Source organism: Curtobacterium sp. ME12, from assembly GCF_903970855.1.
Lineage (GTDB): Bacteria > Actinomycetota > Actinomycetes > Actinomycetales > Microbacteriaceae > Curtobacterium > Curtobacterium poinsettiae_A.
In genome coordinates this window covers 65,943-85,768 of record NZ_CAJCKD010000014.1, presented here as the reverse complement: position 1 = coordinate 85,768, position 19,826 = coordinate 65,943, and the positions used below count along the sequence as shown (strand labels likewise).

Genomic DNA, 19,826 nt, shown 5'->3' with positions numbered 1-19,826 from the left:
CGTCCTGCGCCCCGCCGTCCTGCGCCCCGTCGCCCCGCGCCCCGCCGTCCTGCGCCCCGTCGCCCCGCGCCCCGCCGTCCCGCGTCAGCGGGGCCGGCGTCAGCGCGCCAGCGCCTGCTCCAGGTCCGCCACCAGGTCGTCGGCGTCCTCGATGCCCACCGACAGCCGGACGACGTTCTCCGGCACGGCGAGCTCGGTGCCCTTCACCGACGCGTGGGTCATCTCGCTCGGGTACCCGATGAGCGACTCCACACCACCGAGCGACTCGGCCAGGGCGAACAGCTCCGTCGACTCCGCGAACCGCTTCGCCGCCTCGGCGCCGCCGGACAGTGCGACCGAGAGCATCCCGCCGAAGCCGCGCATCTGGCGTGCGGCGATGTCGTGCCCCGGGTGGTCGGGCAGGCCCGGGTAGTAGACGCGCTCGACGCCGGGCGCGACGACGAGCGCCTCGGCGACGGCCTGCGCGTTCCGCGAGTGCCGCTCCATGCGCACCGCGAGCGTCTTGATGCCACGGGTGGTCAGGTAGGCGTCGAACGGCGACGAGATCGCACCGGCGCCGAACTGCAGGAACTGCACCTTCGCCGCGAGCTCTTCGTCCGCCAGCACGACGGCTCCGCCGACGACGTCGGAGTGTCCGCCGAGGTACTTCGTGGTCGAGTACACGACGACGTCGGCGCCGAGCGACAGCGGCTGCTGCAGGTACGGCGACGCGAACGTGTTGTCGACGACCACCAGTGCGCCCGACTCGTGCCCGAGGGTCGCGAGCGCGGCGATGTCGGCGATCTTCATGAGCGGGTTCGTCGGCGTCTCGACCCACAGCACGGTGGTGGCCGGTGCGCCCTGCAGCGCCGCGCGGACCTGGTCGAGGTCGCTCATGTCGACGACGACGAGCTCGACGCCCCACGGCACGTGCAGCCGGCTCACCAGGCGGTGGGTGCCGCCGTACACGTCGTTGCCCATCACGACGCGGCCGCCGGGGACCAGCGCGGCGCGGAGCAGGGCGTCCTCGGCGGCGAGCCCGGACGCGAACGACGACGCCGCGACGCCGCCGTCGAGGTCGGCCAGGAGCACCTGCAGCGAGTCACGCGTCGGGTTGCCGGCGCGTGAGTACTCGTAGCCGTTGCGCATGCCGCCGACGCCGTCCTGCACGTACGTCGACGTCAGGTGGATCGGCGGGATGACGGCGCCGGTGGTCTCGTCGGGCTCCTGGCCGGCGTGGACGGCCCGGGTGCTGAACTCGGTCATGCTCGGTGGTTCCTTACTCGGAGAGGTAGGTGAGGAGGTCGTGCCGGGTCAGCACGGTGACGGGCTTGCCGTCCGCGACGACGAGGAGCGCGTCGGCCGACTCGAGCGCACGACGCGCCGCGGAGACCGACTCGCCGACGCCGATGAGCGGCAGCGGGTCGCCGACGAAGCCGGTGAGCGCGTCCGACATCTTCGCGGTGCCGGTGAACACCTGCTCGAGCAGTGCCTTCTCCTCGACGGCGCCGACGACCTCGCCGATGACGACGGGCGGCTCCGCACTGAGCACGGGCATCTGCGAGACGCCGTACTTGGTCATGATGTCGACGACGTCTCGCACGGTGTCGGCCGGATGCGCGTGCACCAGGTCGGGCAGGCGGCCGTCCTTGCCGGCGATGAGCGAGCCGACGGTGCGCTCGTCGTCGGTCTCGGCGAACCCGTAGGAGCGCATCCAGCGGTCGTTGAAGATCTTGCCGAGGTAGCCGCGGCCGCCGTCCGGCAGCAGCACGACGACGACGTCGTCCTCGGTGAGGTCACGGGCCGCGCGGAGCGCCGCGACGACGGCCATGCCGCTGGAACCGCCGACGAGCAGTCCCTCCTCGCGCGCCAGGCGCCGGGTCATCGCGAAGGAGTCGGCGTCCGACACCGCGATTATCTCGTCCGGCACGCCGGCGTCGTACGCGCTCGGCCAGAAGTCCTCGCCGACGCCCTCGACCAGGTACGGGCGCCCGGTGCCGCCGGAGTACACGGAGCCCTCGGGGTCGGCACCCACGATGCGGACGCCGCCGTCGGACGCCTCCTTCAGGTACCGTCCGGTGCCGGAGATCGTGCCGCCGGTGCCGACGCCCGCGACGAAGTGGGTGATCTGCCCCTCGGTGTCGCGCCAGATCTCCGGTCCGGTGGTCTCGTAGTGGCTGCGGGGACCGTTCGGGTTCGCGTACTGGTTCGGCTTGTAGGCGCCGGGGATCTCCTGAACGAGCCGGTCGGACACCGAGTAGTAGGACTCGGGGTGCTCCGGTGCGACCGCGGTCGGGGTCACGACGATCTCGGCGCCGTACGCCGTCAGCACGTTGCGCTTGTCCTCGCCGACCTTGTCGGGCAGCACGAAGACGCACCGGTATCCGCGCTGCTGGGCGACCAGGGCCAGACCGACGCCGGTGTTGCCGGAGGTCGGTTCGACGATGGTGCCACCGGGGCGCAGGTCTCCGGAGGCCTCGGCCGCGTCGATGATCCGGGTAGCGATGCGGTCCTTGGACGACCCACCGGGGTTCAGGTACTCGACCTTCACCAGGATGGTCGCCCGCACCCCCTCGGTCACCCGGTTGAGCTTGACGAGCGGGGTGTCGCCGACGAGGTCGACGACGGAGTTCGCGTAACGCACGGCGTCGAGTCTAGGACGCGGTCCCCGCGTCCCGCTGGGATGTGTCGTGCGCGGACAGCGCACCGGGACTCCGCGGCGGACGGCGTGCCCTGGTCGCGCTGCGCGCCGGACGGGAGGCCCGTGCGGACGCCGCCACGGGCCTCGGCGTCCGGCGCCCGGTCGCGACCACGACCGTCAGGGGTGGAAGACGTCCGCCGACGTGTTCTGCTGCCGGTGCAGCTGCGCGTACGTGCCGTCGAGGGCGAGGAGTTCGTCGTGCGTGCCCTGCTCGACGATCTGACCGTGGTCGAGGACGAAGATGACGTCGGCGTCGCGGATCGTCGACAGCCGGTGCGCGATCGAGATGGTGGTCCGACCGGCGGCCGCCGTGTCGAGCGCCGTCTGCACGACGTGCTCCGAGATGGAGTCGAGTGCACTGGTGGCCTCGTCGAGGACGAGCACCGGCGGGTCCTTCAGCATGACCCGCGCGATGGCGATGCGCTGCTTCTCACCACCGGACAGACGGTAGCCGCGCTCCCCCACGACGGTGTCGTAGCCGTCCGGGAACGACGCGATCGTGTCGTGGATGTTCGCCGCACGGGCCGCACGCTCGAGCTCGTCGTCGGTGGCGTCGGGCTTGGCGTACCGCAGGTTCTCGCCGATCGTGGCGTGGAACAGGTACGTCTCCTGGCTCACGATGCCGACGTGCCGCATCAGGTCCTCGTGCACCAGGTCGCGGACGTCCTGCCCGGCGAACCGCACCGATCCCTCGGTCGCCTCGTACAGCCGGGGCACCAGGTAGGACACCGTCGTCTTGCCCGCGCCGGAGGGACCGACGAAGGCCGCGAACTGCCCGGGGCGGAGCTCGAACGACACTCCGCGCAGGGTCGGCTTGTCGGCTTTGCCGTCGGGGTAGGTGAAGACGACGTCGTCGAAGGCGACGTGGCCGACCTTCGACTCGTCCACGGGCCGGGCGGTCGGCGAGTCCGTGATGGCGGGCTGGAGGTCGAAGTACTCGAAGATGCGGGCGAAGAGCGCACCGGAGGTCTGCAGGTCGAGGACCACGCGCAGCAGCCCGACCGTCGGGAACAGCAGCCGGGACTGCACCGTCGTGAACGCGACGATCGTGCCCGCCGTGATCGGGACGTCGCCGATGATCAGGTACGCGGCGACGACGTAGATGATCGCCGGGATGATCGACAGGAAGATCTGCACGATCGCGAAGAACCACTGCCCGGACATCTGCTGGCGTACCTGCAGGGTGATCTGGTTGCGGTTCTCGGCCCCGTAGCGGCGGGTCTCGCTGGCCTGTTGGTTGAAGCTCTTCGCGAGCAGGATGCCCGAGACGCTCAGCGCCTCCTGCGTGATGGCCGTCATGTCGGACAGCGACTCCTGCGTCTGCGCGGCGATGCGGGCCCGGACCTGGCCGACACGACGCTGCGCGATCACGAGCAGTGGCAGCAGGACCACGGCGACCAGCGTCATCTGCCAGCTCAGCAGGAGCATCGCGACCACGGCGGCGATCACGGTCACGGTGTTGCCGAGCACCGACGAGATCGTGTTGTTCAGCACGCTCGCCACGCCACCGACGTCGTTCTGCAGGCGCGACTGGATGACGCCGGTCTTGGTGCGTGTGAAGAACGCGAGCTCCATCCGCTGCAGGTGCGCGAACAGGCGCATCCGCATCGCACCCATGACCTTGTTGCCGACCGTCGCGGTCAGGTACGTCTGCCAGACGCCGACCCCCGCGCTCGCGATCCAGAGCAGGACCATCGCGGACACGAGCTCGATCAGCACGGGCACGTCGGGGCGACCCGACGGCGGGAACAGTCCCCGGTCGAACGCCTGCTGGGTGAGCAGCGGCGGCACGACCGAGATGGCCGCGCCGACCAGCACGAGGACGACCGTGAGCATGATCGCCCGGCGGTGCGGCTCGAACAACGCTGCGATGCGGCGGACCAGGTGCGGGATCTTCGGCGCCTCGGCGTTGGCGGCCTTCTGCGCGCGGAAGTCGCCGCTCGAGATGCGCCCGCCCCCGCGCGGAACGCCGCCTCGCCCGCCGTGTCCCATGCTCATGAGGCCACCGTAGCCCCGCGCTCGGACATCGAGCGCCCCTCCACGGCACCGCAGTATTTGACCCCGTTCAGGGGGCGTGCGAGCATGTGCCGTCCCCGTCCCCGCACCACCGAGGTCCCATGTCGTCCGCGCCGTCACGTCCCACGTCCCTGGGGGCGCAGCTCGCCCGCCGCAAGCCGATCGAGCAGCTGCAGGCCGAAGCCTCCCGTGGTGTGAACGGTGAACCGCTCCGCCGATCGCTCGGGGTCTGGCAGCTGACGATGATCAGCGTCGGGGCCACGCTCGGCACCGGCATCCTGGTCGTCCTCGGCACCGCGGTCCCGCTCGCCGGTCCCGCCGTCTGGATCTCGTTCGTCGTCGCGGGGATCGCCGCACTGCTGTCCGCGCTGTCGTACGCCGAGATGGCGGGCGCCGTCCCGACCTCGGGGTCCAGCTACTCGTACACCTACGCCACGATGGGCGAGGGCATCGCGTGGATCTGCGGCTGGTGCCTCGTGCTCGAGTACGCCGTCTCGGTGGCCGCGGTCGCCGTGGGTGCCAGCGAGTACGTCGACGAGACCCTCCGCGTGTTCGGGCTGCACCTGCCCACCGCACTCGCCGCTCCCCCGGTCGACGGCGGCGTGGTCAACCTGCCCGCGGCGGTCCTGGTCCTGCTCGCCACCGCCGTGCTGCTGCCCGGTGCCCGCGAGAGCGCCTGGGTGAACACGGTCATGGTCATCGTCAAGATCGCCCTGCTGGTCTTCTTCGTCGTCGTGGCGTTCACGGCGTTCCAGGCGCAGAACTTCGAACCGTTGGCCCCGATGGGCGCCGCCGGGGTCACCGCCGCCGCGTCGCGGCTGTTCTTCTCGTACATCGGCTTCGATGCCGCCTCGACCGCCGGTGAAGAGGCCGAGAACCCCCGCCGTGACCTGCCCCGGGCGATCATCGGCTCGATCGCGCTCATCACGGCGCTGTACATCCTCGTCGCGATCGCTGCCGTCGGGGCCCGCTCGTGGACCGCGTTCTCGTCGTCCGAGGCGTCGCTCGTCCGCATCGTCGTCGACGTCACGGGGCAGCCGCTCGTCGCCCTGGTGTTCTCGATCGGCGCCGTCGTCGCCATCGCCAGCGTCGTGCTCACCGTCCTGTACGGCCAGACCCGCATCCTGCTCACGATGTCCCGCGACGGCCTGGTACCGAAGGTCTTCGGGCGGGTCTCCCGTCGCACCGGCACCCCGATCGCGAACACGCTCATCATCGGCATCGCCGTGACGATCGTCGCCGCGCTCGTGCCCCTCGGGGAACTCGCCGACGCCACGAGCATCGGCACCCTCGTCGCATTCGCCCTGGTGAACGTGTCCGTCATCGTGCTCCGCCGCTCGCAGCCCGACCTGGAGCGCTCGTACCGGGTGCCGCTGTTCCCCGTCGTGCCGATCCTCGGCACCCTGAGCTGCGTGCTGCTCGCGGTGTTCCTCGGCGCCACCACCTGGATCGCCTTCGGCATCTGGATGGTCGCCGGCGCCCTGCTCTACCTGGCCTACGGCCGCCGCCACAGCACCCTGCGCTGACGCGCCCGCGACCCGCACACCGCGCCGAGTCTCGGCCAGGCGGACTTTCCACGGCTCACGAAGGCCCGAGAGTGTCTGCTCGGACGAGACTCGGCACATTCCTCGGGACGATCGCGCACCTGCGCTCTCCACAGATCCCGCAGGAGGGCTCACAGCGCAGACCCGAGTCCGCACACTCGCATCATGCAGCTTCACCGGACACGCCCCGATCTCCTCCGCGCCGAGCGATCGGATCCATCGCAAGCACGACAACTCCGACGGCTCCATGCCGCTGGGCGAGTCATCCGGCTCCGTGCGGGTGTCTACCTCGACAAGCGGGTGTGGGATGCACTCGACACATCGGACAAACACCTCGCCATGGCTTGGGCTCTCGCTCCTGACCTGAGTTCGACCAGCGCGTTCTCCCACGTCACGGCTGCACTCATCCATGGCTGGCCGTTGATCGGGCCGGCTCCGGAACGGATCCACGTCGTCGACTGGAAGCTGGTCGGTGTCGAACACCGGGTCGGGCTCATCCGACACGGCATCGACCCCGCTGGCCTACGCCTCGGCCCCAGTCGATTCGACGGCGTCCCCGTGGTCGATGCGCTCGGAACGGCGATGGCCGTCGCGCGAACGTGCGACCCGGCGGTCGCCGCCGTGGCCATCGACCATGCAGTGCGAACGAAGGCGCTCGACAGGAAAGTGTTCGAGGAGCACCTGCCGCCGCCCGCATCACGCGGTGGCCGGAGGGCTCGGCTCGTCGCCGCTGCGCTCGATCCGGCACACGAGTCTCCCGGTGAGTCCTACTCTTCGATCCGACTCGTGCAACTGGGAGTGACCAACATCCAGCGGCAGCATGAGTTCATCACGAACGGGTTCCGCGACCGAGTCGACTTCTGGTTGCCCGACGCCGGAGTCGTCGTCGAGTTCGATGGCAAGCAGAAGTACGTCGACCGCGAGATGCTCGCAGGTCGCGATCCCGGCGAGGTCCTCTGGCAGGAGAAGCGCCGGGAGGACCGCATCCGTACCCACCGAGGAGTTCGGTCCGTCATCCGAGTGACATGGTGGCACCTCGAGAGCCTCGACCGGTTCCGTGCGCTGCTCCGATCGCACGGGGTGTCGATCACTCCGTGAGCGGCACCGGCGACAGTCGAGTCTCGGCTCAACGGACAACTTCGCGCTCCAGCGGCCGGCAAAGTGTCCGCTCAGCCGAGTCTCGGCGAAAGGCGCCACCCGCACACGACGAAGGCCGCCGCCCCGAGGGGCAGCGGCCTTCGTGACCGGAACGGTCGAGACTACGCGAGCTCGATCGTGGCGCCAGCGGCCTCGAGGGTCGCCTTCGCCTTGTCGGCGGTCTCCTTGTTCGCACCCTCGAGGATCTTGGCGTCGGCGGTCTCGACGAGCGCCTTGGCCTCACCGAGGCCGAGCGACGTCAGGCCACGGACCTCCTTGATGACCTGGATCTTCTTGTCACCAGCGGACTTGAGGATGACGTCGAACTCGGTCTTCTCCTCAGCGGCCTCGGCCGGAGCAGCTGCGCCGGCGGGGGCGGCAGCGGCGACCGGGGCGGCCGCGGTGACCTCGAAGACCTCTTCGAACTTCTTCACGAAGTCCGAGAGCTCGATGAGCGTGAGCTCCTTGAAGGCCTCGATGAGCTCGTCCTGCGAAAGCTTCGCCATGATTTTCTCCTACTACTAGCTAGTACGTGTGGTTGATGAACGCGAGCCTGATCAGGCCGCGGACTCCTGCTTCTCGCGAAGGGCGTCCACGGTGCGGACGGCCTGCGAGAGGGGTGCCTGGAACAGGTACGCAGCACCGAACAGCGAGGCCTTGAGTGCGCCGGCGAGCTTGCCGAGCAGCACTTCACGGGACTCGAGGTCGGCGAGCTTGTCCACCTCGGTCGCGGAGAGCGGGTTACCGTCGAAGTAACCACCCTTCACCACGAGCTCGGGGTTCGCCTTGGCGAATGCACGCAGCGACTTCGCGACGGCGACGGTGTCACCGTGGACGAAGGCGAGAGCGGACGGACCGGCGAGCTCGTCGTCGAACGACGAGATGCCGGCGTTGTTCGCCGCGATCTTGGTCAGCGTGTTCTTCACCACGGCGTACGTGGCGTGCTCACGGATCGAGTTGCGGAGCTCCTTGAGCTGCGCGACCGTGAGACCGCGGTACTCGGTGAGCAGAACGGCGTTCGAGCTACGGAAGGACTCCGTGAGCTCGGCGACCGCAGCTTCCTTGTTCGCCATGGTTCTCCTTGGGGGGGGTCTTGCCGGCAGCCCCAGGTCCACGAACGAAAAAAGCTCCGGCGCAGAGGCTCGGAGCTGCTCTCACCAGATGGTGGGAGTGGTTCGGAACACCTGCGCGGGATGCCTCACGAGTGAGGACCTTCGGTCACGATGTTCACAAACACGTTGCGAGCAGCACGACATCCGGCGGTCTTTGGCTTCGAGAACTGTACCAGACGCCGTGGGCGTCACCAAACACCCCCACCGGAGGCGCGGGGCGGCCCCGCCCCGCGCCTCCCGACCGTCAGTGGGCGCCGTCCACCGCGGCGGGTGTCGCCGACCAGTCCGCCGACCCGGCCGGGTCGGCCGGGTCGGCCGTCGACGCGACGGCCCCTGCCGCGGCGGCAGCCGCAGCCGGGTCGCGGGGCAGGTGCACCGTGAAGACGGTGTCCCCCGGCTCACTCGTGACCTCGACCCGACCGCCGTGCGCCTGCACGACCGCGTCCACGATGGCGAGCCCCAGACCGGTCGACCCGACCGTGCGGGACCGCGAACTGTCCGCCCGGGCGAAGCGCTCGAACAGCTTCGGCAGGAACTCCGGGTCGATACCCTGGCCGGTGTCGCGGACGGTCAGGTCCACGCCGCCGTCGACCGGGGCGAGGCCCACCGTGATGCGGGTGCCCTCGGGCGTGTGGGTCCGGGCGTTCGTGACGAGGTTCACGATGACCTGGTGCAGGCGTGCGGCGTCGCCCGTGATCGTCACCGGTTCCGGCGGGACGTCGACCTCGATGGGGTGCTCCGGTGAGGCGGCGTGCGCATCGTTGACGGCGTCGAGCACCAGGCCGGTCAGGTCGACCTCGGCGAACTGGATCTCGCGGCCTTCGTCGAGCCGGGCGAGGAGCAGCAGGTCCTCCACCATCGAGGTCATCCGGATGGACTCGGACTCGATGCGGCTCATGGCGTAGACGACGTCCTCCGGCAGGTCGCCGCCCATGCGCCGGGTGAGCTCGGCGTACCCGCGCACCGAGGCGAGCGGGGTCCGGAGCTCGTGCGAGGCGTCGGCGACGAACTGCCGCACCTTCTGCTCCGAGCGTTCCCGCGCCTGCATCGCACTGCCGATGTGCCCCAGCATGCGGTTGAACGCGCTGCCGACCCGGCCGACCTCCGTGCGGGGGTCGGTGTCGGGCACGCGGACGCCGTCGAGGGCGTCGCTGCGGTCGAGCGGCATGCGCGCGACGGTGGAGGCGGTCTCGGCGACGCGCTCGAGCGGGCGGAGCGACTGCCGGACCACGAACGCGGCGACGACCGAACCGGCGACCAGTGCGGCTGCCAGGACGGAGAGGACCCCCGCGAAGAGCTTCCAGACGCTGTCGTAGACGGGTGCCATCGGGAGCCCCACGACCAGGACGGCCGGGCCGACGTTGACGGCGGCCAGACGGTACCGTCCGACGTCCGAGCCGAGGTCGATCGTCTCCGGGGCGGCGTCCACGCGGACGGATCCCAGTGCCTCGGCGCTCGCCTGCGGGATCCCGCTCGGGCGGCCGTAGTCGTCGAGCACGTTCGCGATCACGACCTGGCCGTCGACGAAGTACGCCGTCAGCGTGCCGGCCGCCTGCCCGGACGGTCGGGACAGGTCGATGCTCGGCTGCCCCGACTGGTTCTGCTGCAGGTACCGCTGCGCCCGGTGCGTGGCACTCGTGATCTGCTTGTCGATCGCGCTGGTCTGGATCGAGAAGAGCGCGATGAGGCTGGCCCCGCCGATCACCGCGCTGACGGCGACGACGAGGGCGACGATGCTCAGGACGAGCCGGCGCCGCAGGGTCACGAGGTCGGCTTGATGACGTACCCGACGCCGCGCACCGTGTGGATCATCGGGGTCTCACCGGCGTCGATCTTCTTGCGCAGGTAGGAGATGTAGATCTCGACGACCGACGACTTGCCGCCGAAGTCGTACGACCACACGCGGTCCAGGATCTGCGCCTTCGAGAGCACGCGGCGGGGGTTGCGCATCAGGAAGCGGAGCAGCTCGAACTCGGTCGCGGTGAGCTCGATCGGCCGACCCGCACGCGAGACCTCGTACGACTCCTCGTCGAGCACCAGGTCGCCGACCACGATGCGGGAGTCCCCGGCCTCGGAGATCGAGATCTGCGAGCGGCGGATGAGTCCCCGCAGACGCGCCACGACCTCCTCGAGGGAGAACGGCTTGGTGACGTAGTCGTCGCCGCCCGCGGTGAGCCCGGTGACCCGGTCCTCGACGGAGTCCTTCGCGGTGAGGAAGAGCACCGGGGTGTCGTCGTTGTTCTGCCGCAGCCGGCTCAGCACCTGCAACCCGTCGAGGTCCGGCATCATGACGTCGAGCACCATCGCGTCCGGCTTGAACTCCCGTGCGGTCGTCAGGGCGTCCTGCCCGCCGTTCGCACTCTTGACGTCCCAGCCCTCGTAGCGGAGCGCCATGGACAACAGGTCGGTGAGGCTGGCTTCGTCGTCGACGACCAGGATGCGCAACGGGGTTCCGTCGGCACGCGTGAGGCGCGGGGCTGCTGCAGGCTGGGAGATGGTCACGTCTTCGAGTATCGAGAAGTTCCTATGAGCGCTCTGTGGGGCGCCCCTGTGCGTTCTGTGGATCGAGGACGCGTCCACATCTCCTCCTCCGTACGGTGGAGACATGTTGCGATCTGCAGCCTGGCCCGCGTCGGCCCGGCACCTGGACACCGCGCGGATCGAACGGACGACCGGGAGGCCCGGCTCGGCACCGACGGACCGCCTCGCGGTCGCACGAGCGGTCGCCGCCACCACCCCACCCCTGTCATCCGGCACGGCCGGCGGGTTCTTCGGCACGCTCGCCGCGCTCGCCGCGGCGGACGTCGCCACCGCCCGCACCGTCGAACCGCACCTGGACGCGCTCGGGATCCTCGCGCAGGCCGGGGTCGACGCCCCGGACGGCTCGACCTGGGGCGTCTTCGCGGCCGAGGGGCCGGGCCTCCGACTCGACGCCGCACCGCAGCACGACGGCTCGGTCCTGCTGCACGGCACGAAGCCGTGGTGCTCGCTCGCCTCGACGCTCTCGCACGCGCTGGTCACCGCTCACCTGGGCGACGAGCGGGTCCTCGTCGCCGTGGACCTGCGCCAGCCCGGGGTCACCGTGCACGACGACGCCTGGGTCGCACGCGGCCTGCCGGACGTGCCGAGCGGACCGGTCGACTTCGACGGCGTCCGGGCACGACCCGTCGGCGCGCCCGGTTGGTACCTGCGACGTCCGGGCTTCGCGTGGGGCGGCATCGGCGTCGCCGCCTGCTGGTGGGGCGGTGCTCTCGGACTCGCCCGGGTGCTCCGTGACACCGCGTCGGCGCACCCGGAGTCCGAGCTGCTGCAGGCCGCCCTCGGCGCCACCGTGGCCGACCTCGCCGACGCCGAGGACGCGCTCGCCGACGCCGCCGCCCGGATCGACGATCCCGACGCGGCCTCCGACGACACCGACTGGCGGCTGCTCGCCCAGACCGTCCGGTCGCGGGTGCGCCGTTCGGTCGACGCGGTGCGCGAGCGGGTGGTCTCGACGATCGGCCCGGCACCGCTGACCGCCGACCCCACCGTCGCCGCGCGGGTCGCCGACCTCGAGCTCTACGTCCTGCAGGACCACGGCGCCCGCGACCTCGCCCGCATCGGCCGGATGGTGCTCGAGCGCGGCGGCGTCGCGTGGTGAGCTTCGACCACCGCGAGCCGGGCACCGACCCGGCGGCGTGGACGGGATTCCTCGACGGCCTGGACGCCCCGGCGATCGACCTGGCCGGTGTGGGGTCGGTGGTGGTCGTCGCACCCCACCCCGACGACGAGACCCTCGGCGCCGGTGGGCTGATCGCGGCCGCTGCAGCGGCCGGCGTCCCCGTGCACGTGCTGCTCCTGACCCGCGGCGAGCGCTCCCACCCGGACTCCCCCACGACGAGCCCGGAGGCACTCGCCGCCGCCCGCGACGCGGAGTTCGTGGCGGCCCTGCGCACCCTGCACCCCGGCGTGACGTCGACCTCGGTGGGGATCGCGGACGGTGCGACCCGCGAACACCGGGACCGTGTCGTCGACACCCTGGCCACGGTGCTCGCCGACGTCGCCCGCCCCGTGCTGCTCGTCGCGCCGTGGCGCGGGGACGGGCACCGCGACCACCGCATCGCCGGCGAGGTCGCCGAGGCCGCCGCGGCGAGCGCCGCCGACGTCGACCTGCTCGCGTACCCGATCTGGGCCTGGCACTGGGACGACCCGGGCCACTCCGTCGCCCCGTGGGACGACGTCCGGGCCCTGTCGCTGCCCGACGACCTCGTCGCCCGGAAGCGAGCCGCACTCGACGCCTACCCGTCGCAGACCCGGCCCCTGTCGCCCGCGCCGGGGGACGAGGCGATCGTCGACGACCGGCACGCCGCCCACCACCTGCGGACGACGGAGTGGTTCTTCGCGCCGGGGGCCGCCGCGTCGCGGTCTCGCGAGTCGTTCGACGCCCACTACGACCGGAAGCCCGAGGGATGGGACTTCGACGGGTCCTGGTACGAGCAGCGCAAGCGTGCCGTGACGCTGGCGGCGCTCCCCCGCCCGCGCTTCCGGTCGGCACTCGAGCTCGGCTGCGCGACCGGCGTCCTGACCGCAGCCCTCGCCGAGCGCGCGGACGACGTGCTCGGCACGGACATCTCGGCTGCGCCGCTGGATCGTGCTGCCCGTCGCGCCCCGACCGCTCGGTTCGTGCAGGCTGCCCTGCCGGTGGAGTGGCCGGACGGGCGCTGGGACCTGGTGGTGATGTCCGAGGTCGGGTACTACCTGTCGCCCGCCGACCTCGACGCGACGATCGACCGCGTGCTCGGGTCGCTCGACGACGACGGCGTGCTCGTGGCCTGCCACTGGCGGCACCCCGACGACGAGGCGGTCTCGAGCGGCGACGCGGTGGACGCGCGGCTGACCGAACGGTGGCCGCGCCCCGCCCTGCTCCGACACGTGGAGGAGGACTTCGTCCTGAGCGTCCTGCCCGGCCCGGCGGTCACCTCGGTGGCCCGGGCCGAGGGGATCGTCCGGTGAGCCGACCGGAACCGCGTGCACGCATCGACGTCGTCGTCCCCGCGCACGACGAGGAGGACCGGATCGCCGCGTGTCTCGACGCGCTCCTGGTGGCCGTCGACCGGCTCGCCACGGAGCGGCCCGGGGTCGACGCCGCCGTCACGGTGGTGCTCGACGGTTGCACGGACGGCACCGCTCCGGTGGTCGAGCGGTACCCGGTCGACGTCCTGACCACGGATCGTGTCGGGGTCGGTCGGGCACGGACCATCGGGGCGACGCACGCGCTCCGTGCGCACGACGGCGACCCGGCAGCCCGGTGGCTCGCCCACACCGACGCCGATTCGCGCGTGCACGAACGGTGGCTCGTCCAGCAGTCCGACGCCCTCGCCTCTGGTGCGCAGGTGCTCGTCGGTGCCGTCGTCCCCGACCCGGACGACCTGGCGCCCGCGGTGCTCGACCGGTGGACGCGGGCGCACCCGCCGGGTGCTGCCCTCGGCCACGTGCACGGCGCGAACCTCGGCGTGCTCGCCGCGGCCTACGTCAGCCTCGGCGGGTTCGACCCGGTGCCCGAGCACGAGGACGCGCGGCTGGTCGCCCGGGCGCGGGCGCTCGGCTTCCGGGTGGACGCCACCGTCGACCTGCCCGTCGTCACGAGCGGGCGCTTCGCCGGCCGGACCCCCGGCGGGTACGCGGAGCACCTGCGCCGGCGGTACGGCGACGTCGGTTGACCCGCCCTTAGCCGGCACACAGGTGCGCGATGGGTCGGTCATCGACAGCGTGCCTAGGTTCTCCTCCGTCGGCCCCGCCGCGTGCTCTGCGCGGCCGGTGACCCCAGCCGGCCACCACCGAGGAGAACCATGTTCCTGACCTACCTCAGGCGCGAACTCACGAACCGCAAGAAGCAGACGGTCATCATCGCGATCGGGATGGCCCTGGCCATCGCCCTCGTGGTGATCGTGTCGTCGATCTCGGGTGGCGTGCAGGCAGCGCAGTCGAGCGTCCTGCAGTCCGTCTACGGCGTCGGCACCGACATCACCGTCACCAAGACCGCGACGGCGTCGACGAACGGCGGGCGTCCGAGCTTCGACTTCGGCAGCCAGGGCGACAGCGACGACGACAGCGGCTCGACCGACCTGTCGCAGTCGCGGCTCGCGGTCGCGCGCGGCACGAGCACCCTGAACGCCGCGAACCTGTCCACGATCACGAGCACCGACGGCGTCAAGGCCGCGACGGGTGTGCTGACCCTCGAGAACAGCACGTTCTCCGGCCAGGTCCAGCAGCAGTCGACCGACGACAGCAGCACGGACGGCAGCAGCGACTCCAGCAGCGACAGCACGACCCAACAGGGTCCGCCGAGCGGGGACACCGGCGGTGGCGGCGGGTTCGGCGGCGGGTCGTTCAGCGTCGACTCGTTCACGGTGACCGGCATCCCGGTGTCCGGCGCCGCGGTCGGCCCGCTCACGAGCACCGAGCTCACGAAGGGGCGCACCTTCGCCGCGAAGGACGCGGGCAAGGACGTGGTCGTGCTCGATGCGTCGTACGCGAAGAGCGAGTCCAAGGCGGTCGGCGACACCGTCGACATCGGCGGCACCGACTTCACCGTCATCGGCATCGTCAGCTCCACCGGCTCGGCCTCGACCACGGGCTCGAACACCTACATCCCGCTCGACACCGCGCAGGCACTGGCCGACCTCGACGGCAAGGTCACCTCGATCTACGTCTCCGCCGAGTCGTCCTCCGACGTCAGCACCATCAAGTCCGCGCTGCAGGCGAAGCTGACGAGCGCCACCGTCTCCACCGAGGCCGACCTGGCCTCGAGCGTCTCCGGGTCCCTCAGCACCGCGTCGAGCCTGGTCTCGAACCTCGGCAAGTGGCTGTCGATCGTCGTGCTCGCCGCGGCGTTCCTCATCGCGATCCTCTTCACGATCTCCGGCGTGACCCGCCGCACCCGCGAGTTCGGGACCCTCAAGGCGATCGGCTGGTCGAACGGCCGCATCACCCGACAGGTGGCCGGCGAGTCCCTGGTGCAGGGCCTGATCGGCGGCGTGCTCGGCGCCGCGGCCGGCCTGGTCGGCATCCTCGTCGTGAACGTCATCAGTCCGACGATCTCGGCGAGCGCCTCGAGCACGACCGGCGGTGGTGCCGGTGGCGGCGGCGGCATGCCCGGCGGCGCAGCGACCGCGGCCGCGGGCAGCGGCACGACGGGCGGTGCACCGGCCGGGGGCTTCGGCGGCGGCGCGAGCACCGCGTCGACGACCGACGTGGTCCTGCACGCCCCGGTGACCGTCGAGATCATCCTGCTGGCGATCGGCCTCGCGATCCTCGGCGGTCTCATCGCCGGCGCGCTCGGCGGCTGGCGCGCGAGCCGGCTCCGCCCGGCCGAGGCGCTCCGGAGCGTGGCCTGATGCCCGGCCGCACCGACACGACCGAACCGACGACAGGAGCAACCGTGACCAGCACCGACACCGCGACCGGCGAGGCGGAGGCGACCCGTGCCTCCAGTCCGATGTACCGGCTGACGAACGTCAGCAAGACCTACGAGCAGAAGAACCGGACCGTCACCGCCCTGACGAACGTCCTCCTGACGATCCCGCAGGGGCAACTCGTGGCCGTCCAGGGGCCGACCGGCGGCGGGAAGTCGACGCTGCTGCAGATGCTCGGAGCACTCGACCGGCCGAGTGCCGGGTCCATCCACCTCGGTGGCGACCGCGACGTGGCGAAGCTCGGCGACGGCGCACTGACCGACCTGCGGGCGACCGAGATCGGCTTCGTGTTCCAGAGCTTCAACCTGATCCCGACGCTGACGGCCCTCGAGAACGTCGAGACGGCGTTCGCGGGGTCGCTCGCGAACCGGTCCCGGACCGAGGTCCGCGAGCGCGCGGTCGCTGCCCTCCGCGAGGTCGGACTCGGCGAGCGGATGGAGCACCTGCCGGCCGAGCTGTCCGGCGGACAGCAGCAGCGCGTGGCGATCGCCCGGGCGCTGGTGAAGAACCCGAGCGTGCTGCTCGCCGACGAGCCGACGGGTGCGCTCGACGAGTCGACCCGCGACGAGATCATGGCGCTCATCGAGAAGCAGTGGCGGGAGCGCGGGCTGACCGTCGTCATCGTCACGCACGACTCGTGGGTCGCGAAGCGTGCCGAGCGGCGCCTGCACATCAAGCAGGGGCAGGTGCGCGAGGTCTAGCGGGGCGGGCGCGTTTCGCGCTGCGCGACAGACCACGCGTCCCGCGGCGCGTGGACTGTCGCGCAGCGCGTGACGACGCCGCTACCCCGCCACCGGGTAGTCGCAGTACGCGAACCACGCCGAGTCCGGGGCCCACGGCGGCACGTTGACCGTCCCCTGCCCGCCGTCGAGCGCCACCAGGGTCTCCGGTTGGACCGCGATCCGTGCGCCGCGGACGAGCGACCCCGGTAGCAGCCGCAGCTCGACGCGGTGGTCCGCCGGGTGGCCCTGCACGCCGGGCTCGTACGACAGGTAGAGCAGGTGTGCGCCGTCCGGCGACAGGTGCGGGAACCAGTTCACCCGGTCGTCGTTCGTCAGGCGGACGGGGCTGTCGTGCCCGGGCCAGCGCACGGCCAGCTGCGCGGTGCCGGGGGTGAACCGCTCCGTGTTCCAGAGCAGGATCCCGCCGGCCGGACTGATGGTGCAGCCGTCGTCGGAGTGCTCGTCCCGCGTGACGAACGTCGGCTCGCCGGTCTCCGGGTCGACCATCGCGACGTCGGTCGTCCAGACGCCGTCCTCGGACAGCTCCCCCACGATCGCGGCGAGGGCACTGCCGTCGGGGGCGATGCCGTGCAGGTAGAACTTCCGCTTGGCGGGCAGGGCCGCAGCGACGTCGGTGATCCGGGTCGTGGGGCCGCCCTCGGGCAGCGGGACGCGGTACAGCTCGCCGTCGCGCGCGCTCACCACGATGGAGCTGCCGGACGGGTCGACCACGTGGTCGTTGTTGATCTCGTCGACGCCGTCCATCGGCACCGGCACGAGCGCGGTCTCGTCCAGCACGGTGCCGCTGTCGGCGGACGGCAGTCGCAGCAGCCAGAGGTCGCCGTCGCCGTTGAGCACCAGGGTCTCGGCGTCCAGGACGTTCGGTGCCTCGACGAGCACCGCGGCCGACTCGAACACGAGCCTCGAGGTGCGGGACTCGACGTCGTACACGTGCACGCGGCTGGTCTGTCCGGGCAGCAGCTGCCGCCCCCTGGTCTCGTCGCTCATGGTTCCATCCTGTCGGTCGTCGGGTGGTCGGGTGGTCGGGTCGGTGGGGAACGGCAAAACACCGGTGTTCGCGCTGCGCACCGCGTGATGCGGCGGCGTCGAGCACGAACACCGGTGTCTTGCGGAAGGGCTCCGCCTACTTCACGGCACCGGCGGTCAGGCCTGCCACGAACTGGCGCTGCACCACGAGGAACGCGGCCACGACCGGGATCGACACGACGAGCGACGCCGCCATGACCTGGTTCCAGTACACGTTCGTCTGCGTCGAGTACTGCTGCAGACCGACCGCCAGGGTCGAACCGAGGCCGTTCGTCATGACCGAGGCGAAGAGGACCTCACCCCAGGCCGTCATGAACGAGTAGATCCCGACCGCCACCAGACCCGGGCGGGCCGACGGCAGGATGACCCGGAACAGGGCACCCATCGGGCCCGAACCGTCGACCATGGCGGCCTCGTCGAGCTCGCGCGGGATGGTCTCGAAGTACCCGGCCAGCATCCAGATCGAGAACGGCAGTGTGAACGTCAGGTACGTGATGATCAGGCCGAGCCACGACCCGACGAGCTGGATGCCCAGGGTGTTGCCGAGGTTCGTGAAGATCAGGAACAGCGGCAGCAGGAACAGCACGCCGGGGAACATCTGCGTGGAGAGCACCGCGGTGGTGAAGGTGCTCTTGCCCTTGAAGTTCCAGCGCGAGACGCCGTAGGCGGCGAACGTCGCGATGATCAGCGAGAACACCGTCGCCACCGTGCAGACCACGAGCGAGTTGATGAAGTACCGACCGAGCGGCACCGTCGACCACATGTCGATGAACGGCTGGAAGGTGATCCGCGACGGGATCCACGTGAAGTTGTCCTGCACGTCGCCGAGGGGCTTGATGGCCGTGGTGATCATCACGTAGAGCGGCACGACCGTGAACAGCGTCAGGACGACCAGGGTGATGATCTTGAAGGACTTGGCGCCAGTTGTCTCACGCACGGACGGACCTCCGGTTGGTCACGGCGAGGTAGATGCCGGTGACGACGAGCAGGAAGAGCAGGAGCAGGACGCTCATCGCGGCACCGGAACCGAAGTTCCAGGTGATGAACGACGCGTTGTAGATGTGGAAGCTCAGCAGGTCCGCGGCGGGCGGCTGCGCGGTCGAGCCGAACAGCACGAACGGGGTGTTGAAGTCGTTGAACGTCCACAGGAACATCACGAGCACGAGCGTCACGTTGACCGGGCGCACCATCGGCAGCGTGATCGAGCGCCACTGGCGGAACGGCTTGGCACCGTCCACCGAAGCGGCCTCGTAGACGTCGTTGGGGACGGACTGCAGACCGGCCATGAGCATCAGGAACGCGAAGGGCCAGGTCTTCCAGATCGCCACGACGACGACGGCCACGAACGCGTTGTTGCCGATGAGCCAGAACGGGGCGTTGCCGCCGAACAGCCCGAGTTGGTCGACGAGCAGGTGGTTCAGGGCCCCGGAGTCCCGCTGGAACATGAACTTCCAGGTGATGACGCCGGCGTACATCGGCAGCGCGTAGGGCACGAGGAACAGGGTGCGGAAGAGCCCGCGTCCGGCGAACGGCTTCTGCAGCGCGACGGCTGCGGCCATGCCGAAGGTCCAGGAGAGCCCGACCACGAGGACCGTGAAGGCGCACGTGATGAGGAACGAGTTGAGGACCCCACGGCCGATCGCCTGGTCGAAGTCGACGACGACCTGGTAGTTCCGGAACCCGGCGAAGGGCGCGGCGCCCCAGTTCGCGATGAAGTACTTGGTGAGCTGGATGAACGAGATCCAGATGCCGGTGAGCATCGGGACGATGTGGATGAGCAGCTCGAACAGGATGGCCGGCGCGACGAGCGCGTAGGGCAGCCAGTGGGTCTTGCGCTTGCGACCTGGCGGACGGCCCGACATCGTCGGGGCCTTCGTGTGCGTCAGGTCGATGCGCTCCGAGTCGGGCAGGACCGTCGTGGACATCTGGTGGGGCCTTTCGGCAGGAGGGGCGTGCAGGTGCGGTCCGCGCGGGCCGTGGCAGCGGCCGGGAGGCGCGGGGTGCGTGGGGCGTCGGCCGCACGGCCGACGGGTGGTCGGCTCCGGGGCGTCAGCCTCACGGCCGACGGGTGGTCGGCCCTGGAACGTCAGGGGCTGGAGGCCCGGGCGCGTCCG

Annotated in this window: 17 protein-coding genes; 7 read left to right on the top strand and 10 right to left on the bottom strand. The window is 70.9% G+C overall.

What is annotated here, in order from left to right; translation table 11 throughout:
* Window positions 1-99: 99 nt before the first annotated feature.
* From H7A73_RS09210 to H7A73_RS09200, 3 genes are all read right to left on the bottom strand, one after another.
* Window positions 100-1,245: a cystathionine gamma-synthase gene (locus H7A73_RS09210; RefSeq protein ID WP_182065699.1), complete on the bottom strand. Its 1,146-nt coding sequence runs from the start codon at window positions 1,243-1,245 to the stop codon at window positions 100-102.
* Between the two features lie 13 nt (window positions 1,246-1,258).
* A complete protein-coding gene (locus H7A73_RS09205; protein WP_110863383.1) occupies window positions 1,259-2,623 on the bottom strand; it encodes a cystathionine beta-synthase in 1,365 nt (454 codons plus the stop codon).
* Window positions 2,624-2,797: 174 nt separating this feature from the next.
* Entirely contained in the window at window positions 2,798-4,672 is a 1,875-nt protein-coding gene (locus tag H7A73_RS09200) for an ABC transporter ATP-binding protein (protein WP_182065705.1), read from the bottom strand.
* 125 nt (window positions 4,673-4,797) lie between these two features.
* Between H7A73_RS09200 and H7A73_RS09195 the strand changes: the two genes are divergently transcribed.
* Together H7A73_RS09195 and H7A73_RS09190 are read left to right on the top strand one after the other, a co-directional pair.
* Window positions 4,798-6,222: an amino acid permease gene (locus H7A73_RS09195; protein ID WP_182065698.1), complete on the top strand. Its 1,425-nt coding sequence runs from the start codon at window positions 4,798-4,800 to the stop codon at window positions 6,220-6,222.
* 357 nt (window positions 6,223-6,579) lie between these two features.
* Window positions 6,580-7,338 carry a hypothetical protein gene (locus H7A73_RS09190; RefSeq protein ID WP_182065697.1) on the top strand — a complete coding sequence of 253 codons (759 nt, stop codon included), beginning with the start codon at window positions 6,580-6,582 and terminating at the stop codon, window positions 7,336-7,338.
* A 161-nt stretch (window positions 7,339-7,499) separates the two neighbouring features.
* Here the strand turns inward: H7A73_RS09190 and rplL are convergent, their stop codons facing one another.
* From rplL to H7A73_RS09170, 4 genes are all read right to left on the bottom strand, one after another.
* A complete protein-coding gene (gene rplL / locus H7A73_RS09185; RefSeq protein ID WP_027466380.1) occupies window positions 7,500-7,883 on the bottom strand; it encodes a 50S ribosomal protein L7/L12 in 384 nt (127 codons plus the stop codon).
* 51 nt (window positions 7,884-7,934) lie between these two features.
* Window positions 7,935-8,450: a 50S ribosomal protein L10 gene (rplJ, locus tag H7A73_RS09180; protein ID WP_182065696.1), complete on the bottom strand. Its 516-nt coding sequence runs from the start codon at window positions 8,448-8,450 to the stop codon at window positions 7,935-7,937.
* Between the two features lie 283 nt (window positions 8,451-8,733).
* Complete coding sequence (locus H7A73_RS09175) at window positions 8,734-10,254, bottom strand: sensor histidine kinase (RefSeq protein WP_182065695.1); 1,521 nt, start codon at window positions 10,252-10,254, stop codon at window positions 8,734-8,736.
* The gene (locus H7A73_RS09170; protein WP_110861513.1) at window positions 10,251-10,991 is read right to left on the bottom strand and encodes a response regulator transcription factor; all 741 of its coding nucleotides are present in this window, start codon (window positions 10,989-10,991) and stop codon (window positions 10,251-10,253) included. The genes H7A73_RS09175 and H7A73_RS09170 overlap by 4 nt, the downstream gene beginning before the upstream one ends.
* A gap of 103 nt (window positions 10,992-11,094) precedes the next feature.
* Here H7A73_RS09170 and H7A73_RS09165 point away from each other — a divergent pair, with 103 nt between their 5' ends.
* The 5 genes from H7A73_RS09165 to H7A73_RS09145 all read left to right on the top strand — a co-directional run bounded on the left by H7A73_RS09165 (window position 11,095) and on the right by H7A73_RS09145 (window position 16,644).
* Window positions 11,095-12,129 carry an acyl-CoA dehydrogenase family protein gene (locus H7A73_RS09165; RefSeq protein ID WP_182065694.1) on the top strand — a complete coding sequence of 345 codons (1,035 nt, stop codon included), beginning with the start codon at window positions 11,095-11,097 and terminating at the stop codon, window positions 12,127-12,129.
* Window positions 12,126-13,481, top strand: coding sequence for a bifunctional PIG-L family deacetylase/class I SAM-dependent methyltransferase (locus H7A73_RS09160; protein WP_259362789.1), 1,356 nt, complete (start codon window positions 12,126-12,128; stop codon window positions 13,479-13,481). Before H7A73_RS09165 ends, H7A73_RS09160 begins: the two co-directional genes overlap by 4 nt.
* On the top strand, window positions 13,478-14,188 hold the full coding sequence (locus H7A73_RS09155; protein ID WP_182065692.1) for a glycosyltransferase: 711 nt from the start codon (window positions 13,478-13,480) through the stop codon (window positions 14,186-14,188). Before H7A73_RS09160 ends, H7A73_RS09155 begins: the two co-directional genes overlap by 4 nt.
* Window positions 14,189-14,317: 129 nt before the next feature.
* On the top strand, window positions 14,318-15,865 hold the full coding sequence (locus H7A73_RS09150; protein WP_182065691.1) for an ABC transporter permease: 1,548 nt from the start codon (window positions 14,318-14,320) through the stop codon (window positions 15,863-15,865).
* Window positions 15,866-15,966: 101 nt separating this feature from the next.
* Window positions 15,967-16,644, top strand: coding sequence for an ABC transporter ATP-binding protein (locus H7A73_RS09145; protein ID WP_182065704.1), 678 nt, complete (start codon window positions 15,967-15,969; stop codon window positions 16,642-16,644).
* 81 nt (window positions 16,645-16,725) lie between these two features.
* Here H7A73_RS09145 and H7A73_RS09140 read toward each other — a convergent pair whose 3' ends face one another.
* The 3 genes from H7A73_RS09140 to H7A73_RS09130 form a co-directional block, all read right to left on the bottom strand.
* Window positions 16,726-17,673 carry a TolB family protein gene (locus H7A73_RS09140; protein ID WP_182065690.1) on the bottom strand — a complete coding sequence of 316 codons (948 nt, stop codon included), beginning with the start codon at window positions 17,671-17,673 and terminating at the stop codon, window positions 16,726-16,728.
* A gap of 136 nt (window positions 17,674-17,809) precedes the next feature.
* A complete protein-coding gene (locus H7A73_RS09135; RefSeq protein WP_017888647.1) occupies window positions 17,810-18,649 on the bottom strand; it encodes a carbohydrate ABC transporter permease in 840 nt (279 codons plus the stop codon).
* Window positions 18,642-19,637, bottom strand: coding sequence for a carbohydrate ABC transporter permease (locus H7A73_RS09130; RefSeq protein WP_017888646.1), 996 nt, complete (start codon window positions 19,635-19,637; stop codon window positions 18,642-18,644). Before H7A73_RS09130 ends, H7A73_RS09135 begins: the two co-directional genes overlap by 8 nt.
* Between the last annotated feature and the right edge of the window lie 189 nt (window positions 19,638-19,826).

Excerpts from the sequence above, each read along its gene's own strand:
- H7A73_RS09195 (WP_182065698.1), top strand. The coding sequence starts at position 4,798 with ATGTCGTCCGCGCCGTCACGTCCCACGTCCCTGGGGGCGCAGCTCGCC.
- H7A73_RS09190 (WP_182065697.1), top strand. The coding sequence starts at position 6,580 with ATGGCTTGGGCTCTCGCTCCTGACCTGAGTTCGACCAGCGCGTTCTCC.
- H7A73_RS09150 (WP_182065691.1), top strand. The coding sequence starts at position 14,318 with ATGTTCCTGACCTACCTCAGGCGCGAACTCACGAACCGCAAGAAGCAG.
- H7A73_RS09140 (WP_182065690.1), bottom strand. The coding sequence starts at position 17,673 with ATGAGCGACGAGACCAGGGGGCGGCAGCTGCTGCCCGGACAGACCAGC.
- rplL (WP_027466380.1), bottom strand. The coding sequence starts at position 7,883 with ATGGCGAAGCTTTCGCAGGACGAGCTCATCGAGGCCTTCAAGGAGCTC.
- H7A73_RS09200 (WP_182065705.1), bottom strand. The coding sequence starts at position 4,672 with ATGGGACACGGCGGGCGAGGCGGCGTTCCGCGCGGGGGCGGGCGCATC.
- H7A73_RS09145 (WP_182065704.1), top strand. The coding sequence starts at position 15,967 with ATGTACCGGCTGACGAACGTCAGCAAGACCTACGAGCAGAAGAACCGG.
- H7A73_RS09130 (WP_017888646.1), bottom strand. The coding sequence starts at position 19,637 with ATGTCCACGACGGTCCTGCCCGACTCGGAGCGCATCGACCTGACGCAC.
- H7A73_RS09210 (WP_182065699.1), bottom strand. The coding sequence starts at position 1,245 with ATGACCGAGTTCAGCACCCGGGCCGTCCACGCCGGCCAGGAGCCCGAC.
- H7A73_RS09165 (WP_182065694.1), top strand. The coding sequence starts at position 11,095 with ATGTTGCGATCTGCAGCCTGGCCCGCGTCGGCCCGGCACCTGGACACC.
- rplJ (WP_182065696.1), bottom strand. The coding sequence starts at position 8,450 with ATGGCGAACAAGGAAGCTGCGGTCGCCGAGCTCACGGAGTCCTTCCGT.